The 20,150-nt window shown below is 56.5% G+C and carries 17 protein-coding genes; 8 read left to right on the forward strand and 9 right to left on the reverse strand.

The genetic code is table 11. The features are described from left to right. Positions 1-2 precede the first annotated feature (2 nt). The 3 genes from radC to dnaK all read right to left on the reverse strand — a co-directional run bounded on the left by radC (position 3) and on the right by dnaK (position 4,051). The gene (gene radC, locus G7G_RS0118455) at positions 3-758 is read right to left on the reverse strand and encodes a RadC family protein (protein WP_010442937.1); all 756 of its coding nucleotides are present in this window, start codon (positions 756-758) and stop codon (positions 3-5) included. 159 nt (positions 759-917) lie between these two features. After that, entirely contained in the window at positions 918-2,069 is a 1,152-nt protein-coding gene (gene dnaJ, locus G7G_RS0118460) for a molecular chaperone DnaJ (RefSeq protein WP_010442938.1), read from the reverse strand. Positions 2,070-2,143: 74 nt separating this feature from the next. Then, complete coding sequence (dnaK, locus tag G7G_RS0118465) at positions 2,144-4,051, reverse strand: molecular chaperone DnaK (protein ID WP_010442939.1); 1,908 nt, start codon at positions 4,049-4,051, stop codon at positions 2,144-2,146. 214 nt (positions 4,052-4,265) lie between these two features. Here dnaK and G7G_RS0118470 point away from each other — a divergent pair, with 214 nt between their 5' ends. Then, positions 4,266-4,868 (forward strand): alpha-ketoglutarate-dependent dioxygenase AlkB family protein, encoded by a 603-nt coding sequence (locus G7G_RS0118470; RefSeq protein WP_029622179.1) that lies wholly within the window; start codon positions 4,266-4,268, stop codon positions 4,866-4,868. Here the strand turns inward: G7G_RS0118470 and G7G_RS0118475 are convergent. Further along, positions 4,865-5,686 carry an ABC transporter permease gene (locus tag G7G_RS0118475; RefSeq protein WP_010442941.1) on the reverse strand — a complete coding sequence of 274 codons (822 nt, stop codon included), beginning with the start codon at positions 5,684-5,686 and terminating at the stop codon, positions 4,865-4,867. The genes G7G_RS0118470 and G7G_RS0118475 overlap by 4 nt on opposite strands. Positions 5,687-5,809: 123 nt before the next feature. Here G7G_RS0118475 and cysQ point away from each other — a divergent pair, with 123 nt between their 5' ends. The 7 genes from cysQ to G7G_RS0118510 all read left to right on the forward strand — a co-directional run bounded on the left by cysQ (position 5,810) and on the right by G7G_RS0118510 (position 13,703). Continuing rightward, a complete protein-coding gene (gene cysQ / locus G7G_RS0118480; RefSeq protein ID WP_010442942.1) occupies positions 5,810-6,607 on the forward strand; it encodes a 3'(2'),5'-bisphosphate nucleotidase CysQ in 798 nt (265 codons plus the stop codon). Then, positions 6,607-7,407, forward strand: coding sequence for a 3-deoxy-manno-octulosonate cytidylyltransferase family protein (locus G7G_RS0118485; RefSeq protein ID WP_010442943.1), 801 nt, complete (start codon positions 6,607-6,609; stop codon positions 7,405-7,407). The genes cysQ and G7G_RS0118485 overlap by 1 nt, the downstream gene beginning before the upstream one ends. After that, positions 7,404-8,387: a UDP-glucose 4-epimerase GalE gene (gene galE, locus G7G_RS0118490; protein ID WP_010442944.1), complete on the forward strand. Its 984-nt coding sequence runs from the start codon at positions 7,404-7,406 to the stop codon at positions 8,385-8,387. Before G7G_RS0118485 ends, galE begins: the two co-directional genes overlap by 4 nt. Next, entirely contained in the window at positions 8,384-9,430 is a 1,047-nt protein-coding gene (locus G7G_RS0118495) for a glycosyltransferase family 2 protein (protein ID WP_010442945.1), read from the forward strand. Before galE ends, G7G_RS0118495 begins: the two co-directional genes overlap by 4 nt. 149 nt (positions 9,431-9,579) lie before the next feature. Continuing rightward, the gene (locus tag G7G_RS0118500) at positions 9,580-10,566 is read left to right on the forward strand and encodes a glycosyltransferase family 2 protein (protein WP_010442946.1); all 987 of its coding nucleotides are present in this window, start codon (positions 9,580-9,582) and stop codon (positions 10,564-10,566) included. Continuing rightward, positions 10,563-12,263 (forward strand): DUF5927 domain-containing protein, encoded by a 1,701-nt coding sequence (locus G7G_RS0118505; protein ID WP_010442947.1) that lies wholly within the window; start codon positions 10,563-10,565, stop codon positions 12,261-12,263. The genes G7G_RS0118500 and G7G_RS0118505 overlap by 4 nt, the downstream gene beginning before the upstream one ends. 6 nt (positions 12,264-12,269) lie before the next feature. Next, positions 12,270-13,703, forward strand: coding sequence for a nodulation protein NodH (locus tag G7G_RS0118510; RefSeq protein ID WP_010442948.1), 1,434 nt, complete (start codon positions 12,270-12,272; stop codon positions 13,701-13,703). Between the two features lies 1 nt (position 13,704). On the opposite strand, the gene G7G_RS0118515 is transcribed toward G7G_RS0118510, so the two are convergent. From G7G_RS0118515 to G7G_RS0118535, 5 genes are all read right to left on the reverse strand, one after another. Beyond that, a complete protein-coding gene (locus G7G_RS0118515; RefSeq protein ID WP_029622180.1) occupies positions 13,705-14,223 on the reverse strand; it encodes a L,D-transpeptidase family protein in 519 nt (172 codons plus the stop codon). A 62-nt stretch (positions 14,224-14,285) separates the two neighbouring features. Beyond that, a complete protein-coding gene (locus tag G7G_RS0118520) occupies positions 14,286-15,071 on the reverse strand; it encodes an ion transporter (RefSeq protein ID WP_010442950.1) in 786 nt (261 codons plus the stop codon). A 22-nt stretch (positions 15,072-15,093) separates the two neighbouring features. Next, on the reverse strand, positions 15,094-16,317 hold the full coding sequence (locus G7G_RS0118525; protein WP_010442951.1) for a class I SAM-dependent RNA methyltransferase: 1,224 nt from the start codon (positions 16,315-16,317) through the stop codon (positions 15,094-15,096). 39 nt (positions 16,318-16,356) lie between these two features. Beyond that, positions 16,357-18,189: an ABC transporter ATP-binding protein gene (locus G7G_RS0118530; protein ID WP_010442952.1), complete on the reverse strand. Its 1,833-nt coding sequence runs from the start codon at positions 18,187-18,189 to the stop codon at positions 16,357-16,359. Beyond that, positions 18,186-20,024, reverse strand: a complete 1,839-nt coding sequence (locus G7G_RS0118535; RefSeq protein WP_010442953.1) for an ABC transporter ATP-binding protein — start codon at positions 20,022-20,024, stop codon at positions 18,186-18,188. Before G7G_RS0118535 ends, G7G_RS0118530 begins: the two co-directional genes overlap by 4 nt. Between the last annotated feature and the right edge of the window lie 126 nt (positions 20,025-20,150).

The following is a 20,150-nucleotide window of genomic DNA, read 5'->3' on the forward strand; positions in this document are numbered from 1 at the left end:
GGTCAAAAATATCCTTGTGCGCGAAAGCTCAATTCTGTCGATTTGCCGATAATCAAATGATCGTGCAAGGTCAGCCCCAGCGCCGTGCAAGCATCCTGAATCCGGTTGGTCATGTCGATGTCAGATTGTGAAGGCGTCGGGTCACCTGAGGGATGGTTGTGCACCAATATCAACGCTGACGCATTCAGCTCCAGCGCGCGTTTCGCCACCTCACGCGGATAAACCGGTACGTGATCCACTGTGCCCTTCGCCTGCTCTTCATCTGCGATCAGAACATTCTTCCGGTCCAGATAAAACACCCGAAACTGCTCGGTTTCGCGATGGGCCATCGTCGTGTGGCAATAATCCAGCAGCGCATCCCAGCCCGAAATCACATGCCGCTGAATCACCCGCGCTCGCGCCATCCGATGAGCGCAAGCCTCAAGAATTTTCAGATCGGTAATCACCGTGTCCCCAACGCCTTTGATCTGGCGTAACCGTTCCTCGGATGCTGTCAAAACACGGTTAAAATCACCAAACGCATCCATCAGTGCACGCGCCAGCGGTTTCACGTCCTGACGCGGGATGGATCGGAACAAAGCCAGCTCCAGCAGTTCATAATCCGGCATCGCTGCTGATCCGCCAGACATGAACCTTTCGCGCAGCCGCTTGCGATGGTCTTTGATGTAGGAGGGTAACCGACCAACGGGCAGCGGCTGCGCCGGTGCTTCATCCGTATCGAACAGCATGGGGGCTTCGGCAAAGGCGTCTTGGGTCATAACCCCACTCTGACGCAGAATCGGTTTCCGAAAAGTTAACGCGCCTTATCCCTGCCCGTCGGATCGACAACACACGGGTCCCCCGCTTCATCTGGCCATAAATATCTCGGGGGAGTCGCCCAAAGGGCGATGGGGGCAGAGCCCCCCTGCTTAACCGGTTTAACCCTTCATGCCATCCCAGAAGGACTTCACAGAAGAGAAAAAGCTTTTCGATTCCGGGTGATTGTCTTCACCCAAATCGTCAAACTCACGCAGCAGCTCTTTCTGGCGGCTGGTCAGATTGACCGGAGTTTCCACGGCCAGTTCGATGAACATGTCGCCGATACCACCACCACGCAACGCGGGCATGCCTTTGCCGCGCAAACGCATCTGACGCCCGGATTGGCTGCCTGCCGGAATCTGAACGCGGCCGCGACCACCATCAATTGTAGGAACTTCGATCGAGCCACCCAGCGCCGCTTTACCCATACTGACCGGAACGCGACAATATAGGTTCACGCTGTCACGCTCGAACAGTTTATGATCCGAAACCTCGACAAAGATATAGAGGTCGCCCGGAGGACCACCGCGCATGCCAGCCTCGCCTTCACCGGCCAGACGGATGCGGGTACCGGTTTCAACGCCCGCTGGAATGTTCACCGATAGCGCGCGATCTTTTTCAACACGACCAGCACCGCCACACGATTTACAGGGATTCTTGATGATCTGACCCAAACCGGAACAGGTCGGACAAGTGCGTTCAACGGTGAAGAAGCCCTGTTGCGCGCGCACCTTGCCCATACCGGAACAGGTTGGACAGGTGGTGGGTTCTACCCCACCCTCAGCCCCAGTACCCTCACATGAAGAGCAGGCCACGGCGGTCGGTACATTAATAGTTTTCTGCAGACCCGCATAAGCCTCTTCCAGCGAAACCCGAAGGTTATAGCGCAGGTCCGATCCGCGGGCTGCACGACGTCCACCGCCGCCGCCACGTTGGCCGCCCATGAAGTCGCCGAACAAGTCGTCGAAAACGTCTGAGAACGCGCTGGAGAAATCGCCCTGGCCGCCAAAACCGCCACCGGGACGACCTCCGCCACCCATACCGTTTTCAAACGCAGCGTGGCCAAAGCGGTCATAGGCCGCCTTTTTGTCGCCATCGCGCAGCACATCATAGGCTTCGTTGGCCTCTTTGAACTGCGCTTCGGCATCAGGATTGTCCTTGTTGCGATCGGGATGCAGTTCTTTGGCTTTCTTGCGAAAACCTTTCTTGATCTCATCCGCCGAAGCGCCCTTGGACACGCCGAGCACTTCGTAATAGTCGCGTTTGGACATCAGTTCTTCCTTCTGCCTCAACGTAATCGGGCCGGCCCGGCAACCGGACCGGCCCGAATTGGCCCGGTTACCCGTTAGTTACGCTTGTCGTCGTCCAGATCTTCGAACTCGGCGTCGACAATATCGTCGTCTCCGGGTGCCTCATCGGCTGCCGCCGGCGCATCTTCACCCTCTTCGGCTTGCGCCTTGTAGATGGCTTCGCCCAGCTTCATGGCGGCTTCGGTGACGTTCTGGATGCCGGATTTGATCTTGTCGGCATTCTCGGTTTCCAGCTCGTCCTTCAGCGCGGCAATCGCCAGCTCGATGGCTTCGATGGTGGTCGGGTCAACCTTGTCGGCATGCTCTTCCATCGACTTTTCGGTCGAGTGGATGAGGCTTTCCGCCTGGTTCTTGGCGTCGACCAGCTCGCGGCGTTCCTTGTCTGCTTCCGCGTTCTCTTCTGCGTCCTTGACCATCTTTTCGATGTCCTCGTCGGATAGACCGCCCGAGGCTTGGATGGTGATCTTCTGCTCTTTGCCGGTGCCTTTGTCTTTGGCCGAAACCGAGACAATGCCGTTGGCGTCGATGTCAAAAGTCACCTCGATCTGAGGCATACCGCGCGGTGCGGGCGGGATATCTTCGAGGTTGAACTGACCCAGGATCTTGTTGTCCGCAGCCATTTCACGCTCACCCTGGAACACGCGGATGGTTACGGCGTTCTGGTTGTCCTCGGCGGTCGAGAAGACCTGAGACTTTTTGGTCGGGATCGTGGTGTTGCGGTCGATCAGGCGGGTGAACACGCCACCCAGGGTTTCGATGCCCAGCGACAGCGGGGTCACGTCCAGCAGTACCACGTCCTTCACGTCACCCTGCAGAACACCGGCCTGAATGGCGGCGCCCATTGCGACAACTTCGTCCGGGTTCACGCCCTTGTGGGGCTCTTTGCCGAAGAATTTGGTGACCTCTTCGATCACTTTCGGCATCCGGGTCATACCACCGACCAGAACAACCTCGTCCACATCAGCAGCCGACAGGCCCGCGTCCTTCAGGGCTGCCTGGCACGGCTTCATCGACTTCTTAATCAGGTCCGCAACCAGCGATTCCAGCTTGGCACGGGTCAATTTCATTACCATGTGCAGCGGCTGACCGTTCGAACCCATCGAGATGAACGGCTGGTTGATTTCGGTCTGCGAGGTCGAGCTGAGTTCGATCTTGGCTTTCTCAGCGGCTTCTTTCAGACGCTGCAGGGCCATCTTGTCAGCAGACAGATCGACGCCGTGTTCTTTTTTGAACTCATCCGCCAGGTAGTTGACGATGCGCATGTCAAAGTCTTCACCACCAAGGAAGGTGTCACCGTTGGTCGATTTGACCTCGAACAGGCCATCGTCGATTTCCAGAATGGTCACGTCGAAGGTACCACCACCAAGGTCATAAACCGCGATGGTTTGGGTTTCTTCTTTGTCCAGACCATAGGCCAGCGCAGCCGCTGTCGGTTCGTTGATGATCCGCAGCACTTCCAAACCGGCGATTTTACCGGCGTCTTTGGTGGCCTGACGCTGGGCGTCGTTGAAATATGCCGGAACGGTGATAACCGCCTGCGTGACTTCCTCACCCAGATAGCTCTCGGCGGTTTCCTTCATCTTACCCAGAGTGAAGGCCGATATCTGGCTTGGGGAGTACTTTTCACCGCGGGCTTCAACCCACGCGTCGCCATTGCCGCCATCAACGATGGCGTACGGCACCATTTTCTTGTCTTTTTCGACTTCTGCATCATCCACGCGACGACCGATCAGACGCTTGACGCCAAAGATGGTGTTGTCGGGGTTGGTGACCGCCTGGCGTTTTGCAGGCTGACCGACCAGACGCTCATCTTCGGTGAAGGCGACGATCGAGGGCGTGGTCCGCGCCCCTTCGGCGTTTTCGATGACCTTCGGCTGCGAGCCATCCATGATGGCCACGCACGAGTTGGTGGTTCCGAGGTCAATCCCGATTACTTTTCCCATAATTTTGATCCCTTTCAATTTAAGGCGATGTCCCGAGGCCTGAACCCGTTACGGCATCCCGGCCCCGATCTGATGTGCGCGACAGCACTACACCATCGCGCGTCGAGGCGTATATAAGGGCGCAAACTGGGGCCTGCAAGCGGTCAGAAACGCAGGTTTTCGGGAATTTGTGGCCTTTTTTGGCAAGGTTCTGGCAAGGTTTGGGGATTCTTCCATGGCGCGGCTTCTTTTGCGCGGATTTGATATCCGCAAAGGCTATCTGGATGCGGTGTCGCAAACCCGCCTGGTTGACCTGTTGCGCCCGATTCTGAAGGCCGCACCGCTCTATCGGCCCTTCACCCCATCGGGCAAAGAAATGTCGGTACGCATGACCTCGGCCGGAGCATTGGGCTGGGTTACGGATCGGGCTGGCTATCGGTATCAGGATACCCATCCCAAAGGCATGACCTGGCCTGCAATCCCGGATGATATTCTGACGATCTGGCAAGACGTGACCGGTGCGGAACGTCAGCCCGATTGCTGCTTGATCAACTACTACGGCGAAGGCACCAAGATGGGCCTGCATCAAGACAAGGACGAGGCTGATTTTTCTTGGCCGGTGCTGTCGATTTCACTGGGCGATGACGCGTTATTCCGCATCGGCAATACGACACGCGGGGGCAAGACCGAGTCAATCTGGCTGAGCTCGGGCGATGTGGTGATCATGGGCGGACCTGCCCGGCTGACATATCACGGGATTGACCGCATCCGATTTGGATCATCCAAACTGCTGCCGAAGGGCGGGCGTATTAATCTGACGCTTCGGGTCGCCACCTAGCGACGCGCCTCCCAGCTTTTTGACACGTGTTTGCGCGTGTAGAATTCAGCCAGCAACCCGATCATGGTCAGGACAATCCCCACCCAAAGCGCATATTCCCAGCTTGTGTTGCGAGGAAAATAATTCCGGAACACAAAACCACGGCATTGGTCGATAACATGAAACAGCGGGTTCCAGGCAAACATGGTCAGCATGAACCCGCCCAGCGCGTTTCCCACGAACATCTTGCCGGAAAAAACCATATTCATCCGCCGATAGACATTTTTCAGGATGGTCACTGTATTGGGAAACCACGGCTTCAGCGCCAGTAACACGAGCCCCACCGAACACCCCGTAAACCAGGCAAGCACAAGCATGGCAAAAGCTCCGCCTGGCTCCTGAATCTCGAGCGGCGAAACGGCAACACTGTAGACAAACAAAATCACCAGGATCGAGACAAGTTGGGTATAGAGCGTGCCTAGCGCCGAAGCCGCCAGCATCACCATCATGGTCATCGGCGAATGCAAAGTCATGGGATTGTTGCCATCTCCGACACCGGCAATGGCACCGACCGATTTGATATGTGTCAGAAACAGAAACACTCCAGACAGCAGAAAAAGTATGAACTCACCGCGTATCTTCGCGATCCGGGTGCCCATGAAAGACAGGATCAAGTAGAACGCTCCGGCGACTACAACCACCTGAAGAATATTTATAAGGATCGCCATCACCGCATTTGAATGCTGCGATCGGATATTGCGCACAATCGCATAGAATATCAGTTCAGCTGTGGTGAAGGCCCCGCCCAACAACGACTGATTTCGCTTATAGTGAAACACGCGACCACTCTTTCCTGCTCATGTCACCTGCAATCTGGCACGAATTTCTTGCTGTTCCGTATCTAGCGCACCATAAGTCCGTAAGAAACTTGGATCAACAAATCTCAAGAACGGAGCTTTTTTGTGACCTATGACGCCCTGATACCCGTCATCCGGCGGCTGGCCCTTCAGGCAGGCGACAAGATCATGCAGATCTACGAGGCGGATGATTTCGACGTCAAAGTCAAATCCGATTCCAGCCCAGTGACCGAGGCGGATGAGGCCGCAGATGCGCTGATCTCGGCCGGGCTGCGCGAAGCTTTTCCCGAAATTTTACTAGTGACTGAAGAGCAGGCGGACTCGCACTCGGAAAAAGGTGAGACCTTTCTGATCGTCGATCCGCTGGACGGCACCAAGGAATTCATAAACCGTCGTGGCGATTTCACGGTGAACATCGCATTTGTTGAGAACGGCGTACCGACGCGCGGCGTGGTTTATGCGCCCGCACGGGGGCGGATGTTTTATACGCGGGCCGATGGGCAAGCGGTTGAGGAAACTGGCGCGCTCGACAAGGATCAGCCGGGTGCGCTAACGCCAATAGCAGTCTCTAAACCAGACAATTCAGCTCTGATGATCGTTGCCTCCAAGTCGCATAGGGATCAGGCGACCGAGGATTACATCAACAAGTATCAGGTGCGCGACAGCAAAAGCGCCGGGTCGTCGCTGAAGTTCTGCCTGGTAGCAACGGGTGAGGCTGACCTTTACCCCCGCGTAGGCCGTACTATGGAATGGGACACCGCAGCGGGCCATGCAGTACTGGCCGGTGCTGGTGGAGATGTCGTGCGCTTTGATGACCACACCCCGCTGACCTACGGCAAAGACGGCTATGCCAACCCATTTTTCATCGCCTATGCTCCGGGCGTCGACCTGAAGGAAGCCTGATGTCTGTTCTGATCGCCATTCCCGCCCGCTACGCGTCGACCCGCTATCCGGGCAAACCTCTGGTGCCGCTGACCGGGGTCAATGGTACAGCCATGACACTGATCGAACGGTCCTGGCGCGCCGCCATTTCGGTCGCGGGTGTCGATCGGGTCGTCGTGGCGACAGACGATGACCGCATTCGCGAAGTATCCGAAGGGTTCGGGGCCGAAGTGATCATGACCTCAGATACCTGTCGCAATGGCACCGAGCGCTGCGCCGAAGCACATACGGCGCTGGGCAGCGGTTATGAGATCGTAGTGAACCTGCAGGGCGATGCACCATTGACGCCGCACTGGTTTGTCGAAGACCTGATCTCAGGCTTGCGCGATGCCCCTGAGGCCGGTGTGGCCACCCCGGTTCTGCGCTGCGATGGCGACGCTCTGAACGGGTTGTTGAATGACCGCAAACACGACCACGTTGGGGGTACGACAGCAGTGTTCGGCAATGATCACAGTGCGCTCTATTTCTCGAAAGAGGTAATTCCCTTCACCTCTGAGACCTATGCCAACGATGATCCAACTCCGGTCTTTCATCATGTCGGAGTCTACGCTTATCGGCCAGATGCACTGGCAGACTATCCCTCCTGGCCGACCGGCCCGCTGGAAACAATGGAGGGCCTTGAACAACTGCGTTTCATGGAAAACGGTCGTAAGGTTCTGTGCGTAGAGGTGGAAGCCAAGGGCCGTCAATTTTGGGAACTGAACAACCCCCAGGATGTCGCCAAGATCGAAGAAATGATGGCCGCGATGGGACTGGAATGACCCATATTCTGGTCACCGGCGGCGCGGGCTATATCGGTTCGCATGCCTGCAAGACGCTTGCAAAGGCGGGCTATATTCCGGTGACCTATGACAATTTGGTCACCGGTTGGCAGGATGCGGTGAAATTTGGTCCGTTCGAACGGGGCGACCTACTGGATCGCGCGCATCTGGACGCCGTCTTTGCCAAGTACCAGCCAGCCGCCGTGATGCATTTCGCAGCCCTCAGCCAAGTAGGTGAGGCAATGTCCGAGCCTGGCAGGTACTGGTCGAACAATGTGACCGGCTCTTTGACGTTAATCCAAGCGGCGGTCGACGCGGGCTGTTTGAATTTCGTCTTTTCATCGACCTGCGCCACTTATGGAGAACACGACAATGTCGTGCTCGATGAAACCTCACCTCAACAACCGCTGAACGCCTATGGCGCCTCAAAACGCGCGATCGAAGATATCCTGCGTGATTTCGAATTCGCCTACGGGCTAAACCATGTGATCTTCCGATACTTCAACGTCGCCGGGGCCGACCCGGATGCCGAAATTGGTGAATTCCATCAACCCGAGACCCATCTGGTGCCGCTGATGCTGGACGCTGTCGCCGGTAAGCGCGATGGTCTTACAGTGTTCGGCACCGATTATGACACGCCCGACGGTACCTGTATTCGCGATTATGTGCACGTCCGCGATCTGGTCGCTGCGCATGTTCTTGGTCTGAAGTGGCTGGAACAAGGCAAAGAGAGCCGTGTGTTCAATCTGGGTACCGGATCGGGATTTTCGGTTATGGAGGTGATCGAGCATTCGAAGGCTGTCACCAATCGAGCGGTGCCCTACAGCATCGGCCCACGCCGGGCAGGGGACTGTACACGTCTGGTATCCGGTTCAACCCGCGCAGAACAAGAACTAGGCTGGATGCCAAAAAGATCTACGTTAGAGACGATGATCACCGATGCGTGGCGCTGGCATCAGAATGGCAGCTACAAAAAGTGAGCACCAAGGATCAGCCGCTAAGCTGGGGGCAGCGATACAAGCTGCGCCTAAAGCGTAAGCGGCTTTTATGGCGGTCTTTTCGTAGCCGCCATCAGTTAACTTCGCGTGCAGACAAAACGCAACAAATCGCGCCGGGAGCTATCCTTGCCTTTACCACTCTACGGAACGAGATCACCCGATTGCCGTGGTTTTTTCATCACTACCGGACGCTGGGTGTAGATCATTTTCTGATTGTGGATAACGGCAGCGACGACGGATCGACCCAGTACTTGCTTGATCAGCCAGATGTATCTCTGTGGCAAACAACTACTAGCTATCGTGCGTCCCGGTTCGGATTGGATTGGCTGACATATCTGCAGTGGAGATTTGGCCACGGGCATTGGACGCTTATGGTCGATACCGATGAATTGCTTGTCTATGCCCATCACGACACGCATTCGTTACACGATTTGACGGGCTGGCTGGACGCGCGTGGGCAGTCCGCCTTTGGCGCATTGATGCTGGATCTGTTTCCCAAAGGCCCAGTGGGCACGCAGTACTATGACCCGCAATCCGATCCCACTGATGTTCTGAACGGGTTCGACCCCGGCCCCTACAGATCCCAACGTCAATTTCCATTGGGCAACTTGTGGGTTCAAGGCGGGACGCGAGAGAGAGCTTTCTTTTCGGACCACCCTGAAAGATCCCCGACTCTGAACAAAATCCCTTTGATCAATTGGGCGCGACATATGGCTTATGTGAATTCCTGCCACTCCGCCCTGCCGCGAGCCCTGAATTTTGAATATGACGGGCCAGAGGGGCAGGCTCCTTCGGGCGTTTTGCTGCACACGAAATTCCTGCCGGGGGTTGTAGAACAATCGCAGATAGAAAAACACAGGCGCCAGCATTTCCACGACCCTGAAAAATTCAGCACATATTATGATGGGATAATTAATAAGCCCGATCTTTGGGGGTCTGATTCTGTAAAGCTGCGCGATTGGCAACAATTGGAGACTTTGGGGCTGCTGAACGGCGGCGGCTTTCCAGCCACTACGGGGAAGTAAACGGGATTTAAACCCATTGCTTCGCAAGGTAACTAGATGTCATAAAACGATGACGGCTCGGCACCACTCAGGCCTCAGGCGGCCCCGGGCAGACGCGCGTATATCAAAAAAGGTTGGGCAGCCGCGTGAGCCTTTTGGATTCCTATCGCATGAGATTGCGACGCAAGCGTCGCCTTTTGCGGTGCCTGCGCAAAAGACGCGAATTGAAAGCGATACAGAACAACACGTCAGATATTCGCCCGCAAGACATCTTGTTGATGAGCGTCGTGCGAAACGAATGTATCCGCCTGCCTTATTTTCTGGACTATTACCGCAAGCTTGGCATCAACCATTTCCTATTCGTCGACAACAATAGCGATGACGGAACGCGTGAATTTTTAACCGACCAACCAGACGTGTCACTGTGGTGGACGGATGCCAGCTACAAAAGTTCGACTTATGGGCTGGACTGGTCAAATTATCTGTTGCGAACCTATGCCCACAAACACTGGGTTTTGACCGTCGATCCGGACGAGTTCTTTGTTTACCCGTTCTGTGATACCCGCCCGATAAGGGCGTTGACCGACTGGTTGGATGACACCAGCGTTCGTAGTTTCGGCACAATGCTGATCGACATGTATCCTGAGGGGGTCGTCGAAGACACGCCCTATCATGCCGGTCAGAATCCGTTCGAGATCGCCCCGTGGTTTGACTCAGGCAACTACATGATCGCCCGGAATCCCACCTATGGAAACCTGTGGATTCAAGGTGGTGCCCGAGCACGGGTTTTCTTTCATGATACGCCCGAAAAAGCCCCTGCACTGAACAAAATCCCTTTGGTGAAATGGCATCGCCGATACGCCTATGTCAGCTCGACCCATGCGCTGCTGCCCCGTGGCCTCAACCAAGTTTACGAGGAACGTGGGGGTGAAAAAACCAGCGGCGCACTGCTACATGCTAAGTTAATCGACACTCTGGGCAACAAGGCCCGTGAGGAACTAAGCCGCAGCCAGCATTATCGCGCCTCGGGCGAATATAGAGCTTATGCCGAACACTTGGAGAATAAGCCCGTTTTCTGGAACAACTGGTCCGAGAAATACATCAACTGGCGACAGCTTGAGATCCTCGGCATGATGTCAAAAGGGAACTGGGCATGAGCAGCCTGGGCATCGTCATGCTGGTGCACACCGCACTCGACCGAGTAGAGCGGGTGGCGCGGCATTGGACCGCATCGGGCTGCCCGGTCGTGATCCATGTGGATCGCAAGGTGACCAACTCGGCATATTCCACTCTGGTCACCGCCTGTTCAGATAATCCTTTAATCCAGTTCTCGGATCGACATGTCTGTGAATGGGGTGGGTGGGGCATCGTTGCAGCCTCACAGTCCGCTGCAACTCAGATGTTGGACAGTTTCCCGCAGGTGCGTCACGTTTTCCTTGCCTCGGGTGCTTGTTTGCCGCTTCGCCCTGTGGGCGAGCTGATGGATTATCTGGCTGATCGCCCCCGCGTTGATTTCATCGAAAGCGCCACAACACGCGATGTCAGCTGGACCATGGGGGGGTTGGATCTTGAACGCTTCACGCTGCGTTTTCCGTTCTCATGGCGCAAACAGCGGAGATTGTTTGACGCCTACGTGCGGCTTCAACGCGTAGTAGGAATGCGCAGGGCGATCCCTGAAGGTCTTGTGCCACATATGGGCAGCCAATGGTGGTGCCTGACACGGCAAACCCTGTCAGCCATTTTGCAGGACCCCAAGCGCCCGGACTATGACCGGTATTTTCGGAGGGTCTGGATCCCGGACGAAAGCTATTTCCAAACACTCGCGCGCCTGTATTCCACGCATATCGAAAGCCGGTCGCTGACACTGTCGAAGTTCGACTATCAGGGCCGACCTCATATGTTCTACGACGACCACCTACAATTGCTACGCCGCTCGGATTGCTTTGTGGCGCGGAAAGTCTGGCACGGAGCAGACAGGCTGTATCAATCCTTTTTGTCGGATGAAAACAGCGCGATGACACCGGCTGAGCCCAATCCGGGAAAGATCGACCGAGTGTTTTCTAAAGCTGTCGAGCGGCGCATTCGCGGCCGGGACGGATTGTACATGCAGAGTTGTTTTCCGCGCGCGACAAGCGAACGCGGCCTAACCGCTTTTCCTTATTCCGTGCTTCAAGGCTTTTCAGAGCTGTTTGAAGATTTCGAGCCCTGGCTTGCAAATGTGACGAGTGCACGGGTGCACGGACATCTGTTTCACCCGGAGAAGGCGCAATTTGCAAACGGTGGCACAATGATGAACGGCGCGCTTCCAGATTGCGCGTCTCTCCGCGACTACAATCCGACTGCATTCCTGTCGAACGTCATCTGGAACACACGGGGCGAGCGCCAATGTTTTCAATTCGGACCGAATGATTCCCAACAGATCAACGAGTTCCTGTTGCGCGATCTGAACGCCAGTATTGCAATCATCACTGGCGCCTGGGCGGTTCCCTTGTTCAGGTCCAACATGAACTTTGCCGATATTCGGTGTGAAGCTGCCCGTTTGCAGCAGCGGGAAACAAAGCAGCTTGAGTTGCTGGATACAGCCCGCGCAAAATCTAGAATACGGGTCTGGACTATGGCTGAGTTCGTGGAATCCCCCATGGAACACCTGCAGACCGTGCTTGAAGATATGGGTGCGCCCCAGCCCACCCACTTGACCGAGGCACCCACGATGGTGGATCTGACGGGGTTTGGTAAGTTTCTGCAGAATCTCAAAAACCAGGGCATGCATCCCTATTTGATGGGTGATTTTCCTGTTAACGATGTATTTGGCGGACAAGCCAAATCGTTCAAAAAGCCCTATCTGGTGCAGTAATTAAAAATGACCCGCCTCTTCGATTACTTCATCGTACTGGCCGATATGCGCACTGGCTCGAACCTGTTGGAATTGCAGTTGAATACGCTCGACGGGGTGACCTGTCACGGTGAGGCGTTCAACCCCTACTTCGTCGGCCTGCCAAAACTGGATAGCGTTCTTGGGTTTACTCTAGAAGATCGCGAGAACGATCCTCTGGCTCTGATCAATGCGATCCGAAACGCACCGGGCGAGATGAACGGCTTTCGATTCTTCAGTGATCACGATGCGCGTGCTCTTGGGCCTGCGCTTGATGATCCACGCTGTGCCAAGATCATCCTGAAGCGCAATCCTCTGGACAGCTACATCTCGTGGAAAATCGCATTGGAGACCAAGCAGTGGAGATTGGTAAACATCAAGCAGCGCCGCGATGCGCAGGTCACCTTTGACACCGAAGAGTTCTGTGACCAACTTGAACAACGGCAGGCGTTTCGACAGACCGTTCTCAAGCACTTGCAAACCACAGGGCAGACGCCGTTTTATATAGACTATGACGATCTGAATGACCTGGACGTTCTGAACGGGCTTGCAGCCTGGCTGGGCGTCAGCGCACGGCTTGCCGAGCTGAACCAACATCTCAAGCGCCAGAACCCCGCACCCGTCTTGTCGAAAGTGACCAATCCAGACGACATGGAGCAGGCACTGTCACAGTACGACTGGTTCAAGTTGCACCAAATCCCAAATTTCGAGCCGCGCCGCGGTCCTGCCGTCTCGCGCTATGTGGGCGCGGCAAACACGCCCCTGATGTATCTACCCGTGCGCGGTGGCCCCGAGGCGGAAGTGGCGCAATGGCTCGCCGATCTCGATGGAGTCACAACCGATGACCTTATCACTGGCCGCAATCAGAAACAGACGCGTCAATGGATGCAAAGCCATCCCGATCACCGCAAATTCACAGTGTTACGGCATCCGTTGGCACGCGCGCATGCGGTATTCTGTGACCGTATCCTGCACACCGGCCCCGGCGCCTATGTCAGCATCCGTAATATGCTGAGCCGGCGGTACAAAGTGCCGCTACCTGCCAAAGGTGATCTAGGTGCTTATTCACTTGACCAACATTACGAAGCTTTCTCGGCATATCTGGGCATGTTGCGCAGTATTCTTGCGGGTCAGACCCCGATCCGCGTCGACGGAGAATGGTGCGGGCAGGCGCAAACACTAGAAGGCATGGCTGGATTCACCCTACCCGATCTGATTCTGCGTGAGGTTGAGATGGCAATCAAATTGCCCGAGCTTGCCCGTCAAGTGGGACACGAAGCACCGCCAACTCCGGTGAAGGCAATGCCTGATGTGCCCTTCTCGCTGGATCAAATTTACGATGCACGGCTTGAAGCGCTGGCAGCCGAAGCCTACCAGCGCGACTATGTGCAGCTCGGGTTTGGTGCTTGGAAACCGCTTTGATTCAGGGACGCAGAGTGATGACAGTTCCCTCGTTCACCATCGCGTAAATCTCTTCGATCTCGTCGTTTTTCACAGCGATGCAGCCCGCTGTCCAATCAGGCGTCTTCTTCGCACGCTTGAACTCGGATCGTAGGTTCGGCTGTCCGTGAATGAAGATATCGCCACCCGGATCAACGCCAGCGGCCTTGGCCTTCGCCCGATCTTCCGAGTTCGGATACGAGATGCCCAGCGACAGGTGATACCGACTACGTGGGTTGCGGCGGTCAATCAGATAAGTGCCCTCAGGCGTGCGTCCATCGCCTTTTTTGGATTTTGTACCTCTGGGCGCAAATCCCAGATCGACATCATATTCCCGTAAAATCTGCTCGTTATGAAGAAGATACATCTTGCGTGCGCCCTTGTTGATGACCAATGAGGTCACCTCGGGCCCGCGATAAGAAAGAAATCTGGGTTTCGCTGAGGCGCACGCTGAAAGGCTCAGCGTTGCCATCGCGCCCATTCCAAATGCTCGACGATCCATAGTTTTCACTGCCTGATGCTCTTTTTTGCCCATTATTATGCCAGATTTGTGCGAAACTTAAATCACTTTTTGATGTGCGACTGTTCCATTAGGCGGCGTTCAATCGACTCGAGCCTTTCAAGAACCTCGTCACGATAGGCGTCGGTTTTGACCTCATCCTCGGCATGGTGGGCATCCTGCATCGAGTTCACGATCAAACCAACCAGAAGGTTAACCACCGCAAAGGTGGTCACCATGATGAAGGGAACAAAGAATAGCCAGGCGTAGGGATAGACCTCCATCACCGGGCGGACGATCCCCATGGACCAGCTTTCCAGCGTCATGATCTGGAACAGCGTATAGGCAGACATGCCCAGATCACCGAACCAATCCGGAAAGCTGTATGAGAACAGTTTGGTCGAGATCACCGCGCCGATATAGAACAAGATCGCCATCAGCAAGAACACGCTGGCCATGCCCGGCAGCGCCGAGATGAAGCCTTCGACCACCCGGCGCAGGCGCGGCGCAACGGAGATGACGCGCAATACTCGCAAGATACGCAGTGCCCGAAGAACAGAAAGCGCCCCCGCGCTTGGGACAAGGGCGACACCCACAATCACAAAGTCAAAGATGTTCCAGCCGCTTGTGAAGAACCGACGCCCGGTCGCCATCAGTTTCATCACAATTTCGATGACGAAGATGGTGAGGCACAGTTTATCAAGCGTCACGATCAGCGGGCCCGCTGCTTCCATCAGCGTGGGTGATGTCTCCATCCCCAACAACACCGCGTTGAACAGAATCACACCGGTGATGAATCGCCCGAATACCGGGGCTTCGATGATGGGCAGAAGTCGTTGGGCGATCACCATGCGGGTGGTCCTTATCTCAGATCTACGGGTTCAGCGAGAACCGGGCGGCAAGTTCGGTGTGTGACGACCATCGAAATTGGTCAACCACCTGTACCCATTCAAGGGCATATCCGGCATTAACCAGAATTTTCGCGTCGCGCGCAAAACTCACCGGATTGCATGAGACATATGCGAGCACTGGGCGTTGGGCCTGCGCTAACTCGGCCACCTGCGCCTCGGCCCCTGCGCGCGGCGGGTCTAGCACGACAGCATCGAATTTCTTGAGCTCATCGGGCATGAGCGGGCGGCGAAACAAGTCTCGTGCCTCTGTCGTGACCTGTTTCAGGCCTTGCGCCTTGCGCCATCCCTGATCCAAGGCCTTCGTCATTTCGGCCTCGCCCTCGACCGCATGCACCTCTGCGGTCTGTGCCAGCGGCAGCGAGAAAGTTCCGCATCCCGCGAAAAGATCGACGATCCGCTTGGCCCCCAGCGTCGCATCGGAAACGGCCTGTAATAGAGCCTGTTCTCCATCCTTGGTGGCTTGCAAAAATGCTCCGGGCGGCGGGGTGACGCCAGCGTTTCCAAAGCGTTGGATCGGAGGCTCACGCATGGCGATAACTTCATCATCCCAACTGAGCCGGGCAAGACCGTGGAGCTCGGTCGCTTGCGCGAGCGCCAGTTCCAATGGTCCATCCAGCGGTTTGCCGCCTTTGACCGCCACATCCAGACCGACTTCGGACAGGGTCAGCGTTACGGCCAGCACGCCTTTGCGGCTGCCACCCAACATGGCCAAGGCTTCGGCCACCGGAATGGCGTCGATCAAGGTGTGATGCAGCAGGTGACAATCCGGAATTTCGGTGATCGTTTCCGAAGCGCGTCCGTGGAACCCGGCCAGAGTACCCTTTTTGGTGCGCCGAACGGCGATGGTCGCACGACGGCGGGATCGTTCAGGCGAGGTGTGAATGGGCCGCATCGGGGCATCGAGCCCCTGCGCGGCGAGCGCGTTGCGGACCACGTCGACCTTCCAGTTGGCGACAAAGTCGTCAGCTGCGTGCTGCATCTGGCAGCCACCACAGGTCTTGTAATGACGGCAAGGTGCCTTGACCCGCTGATCCGAGGGCGTTTCGACACGGATGTCACTCAGGAACTGCCCCAGCAGCGTGCCGCTGATCACCTCACCCGGCAGGGTGCGTGGCGCATAGATCGGACCATCGGCGATCCCGTCGCCCTGATGTCCAAGGCGGTTTATAGTGTAGTGCTGCGTCATGGGGGCCTGATACCGATGGTTTACGACCAACAAAACCCCTTATTCTGCCGCCTCCGCCTGAATGAACCCACCCGACTGGCGGTGCCAGAACCGGGCATAAAGCCCACCCCGTTCCAACAGTGCCTCATGAGTACCGCTTTCAACGATATGTCCATGATCCAGAACGATGATCCGGTCCATCTCGCTGAGCGTGGAGAGGCGGTGCGCGATCGCCAGAACGGTCTTGCCCTGCATCACCCGGTGCAGCGCGGCCTGAATCGAGGCCTCGACCTCGGAATCCAGCGCAGAGGTCGCCTCGTCCAGAACCAATATTGGAGCGTCTTTCAGGATTGCGCGAGCCAAAGCGATCCTCTGCCGTTGTCCGCCACTGAGTTTCACACCCCGCTCACCGAGATGCGCATCATAGCCCTTACGCCCCTGCGCATCCTCAAGCCCCAGGATGAATTCATGCGCCTCGGCCTTAGTCGCGGCCTCAATCATTTCAGCCTCGGACGCATCAGGACGGCCATAGAGGATGTTCTCGCGCGCCGAGCGGTTGAACATCGCGGTTTCCTGCGTGACCATCCCGATCTGTTGGCGCAGACTGTCCTGTGTCACCTGAGAAACATCCTGCCCGTCTATGGAAATGACGCCATATTCCCCGTCATAGAGCCTAAGTAGCAGAGAAACCAAGGTGGATTTCCCCGCACCCGAGGCTCCGACAATGCCCAGCTTCTCACCCGGAGTTGCGGTGAAATGCAAGTCAGACACACCACCCACATCGCGGCCATAGGCAAAGCTGACATGGTCAAAGGCGATCTCACCTTCCGAGACCACAAGCGGTGTTGCATTGGGTGCATCTTCGACCCGGTCGCGCTTGGTCAAGGTATGCATTCCGTTCTCGATCTCGCCAACATTGGCGTATAAGCCCATCAACGTGAAACTGACCCAGCCGGTCATTTGTGAGATACGGATCGCCACAGCGCCAGCCGCTACGATATCCCCAGCAGTCGCGCCGCCCATCCGCCAAAGCCACAGCGTTGCACCGATCAGCAGGACCGGCAGAACCCCGGCTAACGTCATCAGGATGAAACGGAAACTGGCCGACAACTTGCCGAACTCCAGCGACCGTTCTCGCAGGTCGACCATGGAGTTGCGTGCCGCGTGGTCTTCGAATTCCGAATGAGCGAACAGTTTGACCGTCTTGATATTTGTGATCGTATCAACGACCTGGCCCGACACCATCGCCCGTGCTCCAGCACGCGCGGCAGAGCGCACACGAATGCGTGGAAGATACCAGCGCACCAGCAGGAAGTAGATAACCAACCAAGCGGCGAACGGGACCATAACAAGCGGATGAATAGACCCTAACAAAAGCAATGACCCCGCAAGCGAGGCCAAGGCGAACACAATCGCGCTGATGGTTTCGGACACCACCTGCGTCATCGCATTTGAGGTTTGCATCTGTTTTTGGGCAATCCGCCCGGCGAAATCATCGTCGAAATAGGTCACCGATTGACCCAGCGTCCACCGGTTCAGCTTGGCCAATACCAGCGGCGTGATGTTGGGCATGACGATGTAGTTGTTCGCGATTGATGACAGCCCAAACAGCGCGGGACGCAGCAGCATGAAGAATGCGACAGCGCCCAAAATGATCGCAAGATTGCCGCCGGTCAGAAACGCGTCGGGCCCGCTTGCGGAAGTCAGATCGATAACGCGCCCCAGGACCCACGCAGTGCCCGCTTCCATCGCGCCCGCGATTGCCGAGAACGCAGCGGCGACGAATAGCATCGGCCAGGCGCCGGACAGGCTCCAGCGAATGAACGCCCCCAGTGTTTGCGGCGGGGGCGTTTCGATGTCTTTGAACGGTTGGATGAGGTCGGCAATCTTCATTCAGCGGCCTCCGGGTTCAGGAAGCCCCCAGATTGCCGCGCCCAGAACTGGGCGTAAAGCCCTCCTTGCGCTAGCAGGTCGGAATGACCGCCCTGTTCGACGATGCGGCCGCCTTCCATCACCAGAATGCGATCCATCTGAGCAATCGTGCTGAGCCGGTGCGCGATGGCGATCACGGTCTTGCCTTGCATCATGCCGTAGAGTGTTTCCTGTATCGAGGCTTCGACTTCGGAATCTAGGGCAGATGTCGCCTCGTCCAACAGCAAAATCGGCGCGTCTTTCAGGATCACCCGCGCCAGCGTCACCCGCTGCCTTTGACCGCCAGACAGTTTCACACCCCGCTCGCCCACATGTGCATCGTAGCCAGTGCGGCCTTCCGGATCCTGCAGATCAAGGATAAACTCATGCGCTTCGGCCTGTTTTGCGGCGGCAATCATCTGTTCCTCAGTCGCATCAGGCCGGCCATACAATATGTTGGCCCGCACCGAGCGGTGCAATAGAGCGCTGTCTTGCTGGACCATCCCGATATGGCTGCGCAGGCTGTCCTGCGTAACCTTCGAGATGTCTTGACCATCGATCAGGATCGCGCCTTTCTCGACGTCGTAAAACCGCAGAAGTAGCTTTACTAGAGTCGATTTTCCGGCCCCCGACCGCCCGATCAGGCCAATCTTTTCGCCTGGCCGGATGGTCAGGTTGACGTGATCTAAACCACCAGTTTCGCGCCCATAATGATGCGACAGGTCGCGGATTTCGATCTGGCCATTGCCCAGCCGCAAGGATTTCGCATTAGGCTCATCCAACAAGTCGATCGGCTGTGCAATGGTCTGCATCCCTTCGGCAACGATGCCCAGTTCCCGGAAGAAACTGGTCAACGCCCACATGATCCACCCGGTCATGGCATTCAGCCGCAGCGTCAACGCAGTGGCGGCGGCCACCACACCGACCGTAGCGCTACCTTGCGCCCAAAGCAGGATCGCCCAGCCGACGACGCCCACGATCAGCACACCGTTCAACGCAACCAGTGCGGCATCCATGATGGTGAAAATCCGCATCTCGATCTGGAAAGTGCGGCGGGTTTCTGCAATCGCCTCGCGCGCATAATCCCGTTCCTGCGTGTCATGGGCAAACATCTTGATGGAGTGAATGTTGGTATAGCTGTCCACCACGCGCCCTGTTACGGTCGAACGCGCATCAGACGCGGCTTGCGACGCGGGTCCGACCCGCTTGACGGTCCACCGCACCAAGGCCCCATAGAACACCAACCAAATCAATAACGGCAGCAACAGGCGCGGATCAGCCGCCATCAGCAATATGGCCGCGCCGATCATGTAGGCGATCGAGAATGAAATCGCGTCAAAGACCTGAAACACCACCTCGCCCGCAGCGGGCGGGGTCTGAACAACCCGGTTTGCGATACGCCCTGCAAAGTCATTCTCGAACCAGCCAACTGATTGACGCAACACATGTTTATGCGCTCGCCAGCGGATCAGCGTGCCGAAGTTTGGCAGGATCGTGTTGTTGAGCAAAAGCACATCAACAAACTGCAAAATTGGACGAATGAACAGAATCAGCGCGGCGACCACGATCAGCTCGGTCCCGTGCGCCTGCCAAAATTCAGCGGGTGAACTTCCCAGCAAGTCCACAACGCGGCCCATGTAGAAGATTAGCCCGACCTCGACAGCAGCAACGATCACAGACATCAACGCGGCCCAGACAAAGATGCGCATGAACGGCTGCGAATAGCCCAGCATGAAGGGCCACAGCCGCGTAGGTGGGGTATCTATCTGTTCATAGGCGACAAAAGGGTCAACAAGGTTTTCGAAGTAGCGAAACATGGAGAGTGCCCCGATTGAGCAAAAAATAGGTCATGCGAAGAAAGATGGCGCCAGAACACCACCCCTACGGGTCAAAGTGTTCCGGGCTTTAGCCGAACCAGATCCCGTAATACATTCGCATTCCTC

The sequence above is a fragment of the Ruegeria conchae genome, from assembly GCF_000192475.1.
Taxonomy (GTDB): domain Bacteria; phylum Pseudomonadota; class Alphaproteobacteria; order Rhodobacterales; family Rhodobacteraceae; genus Ruegeria; species Ruegeria conchae.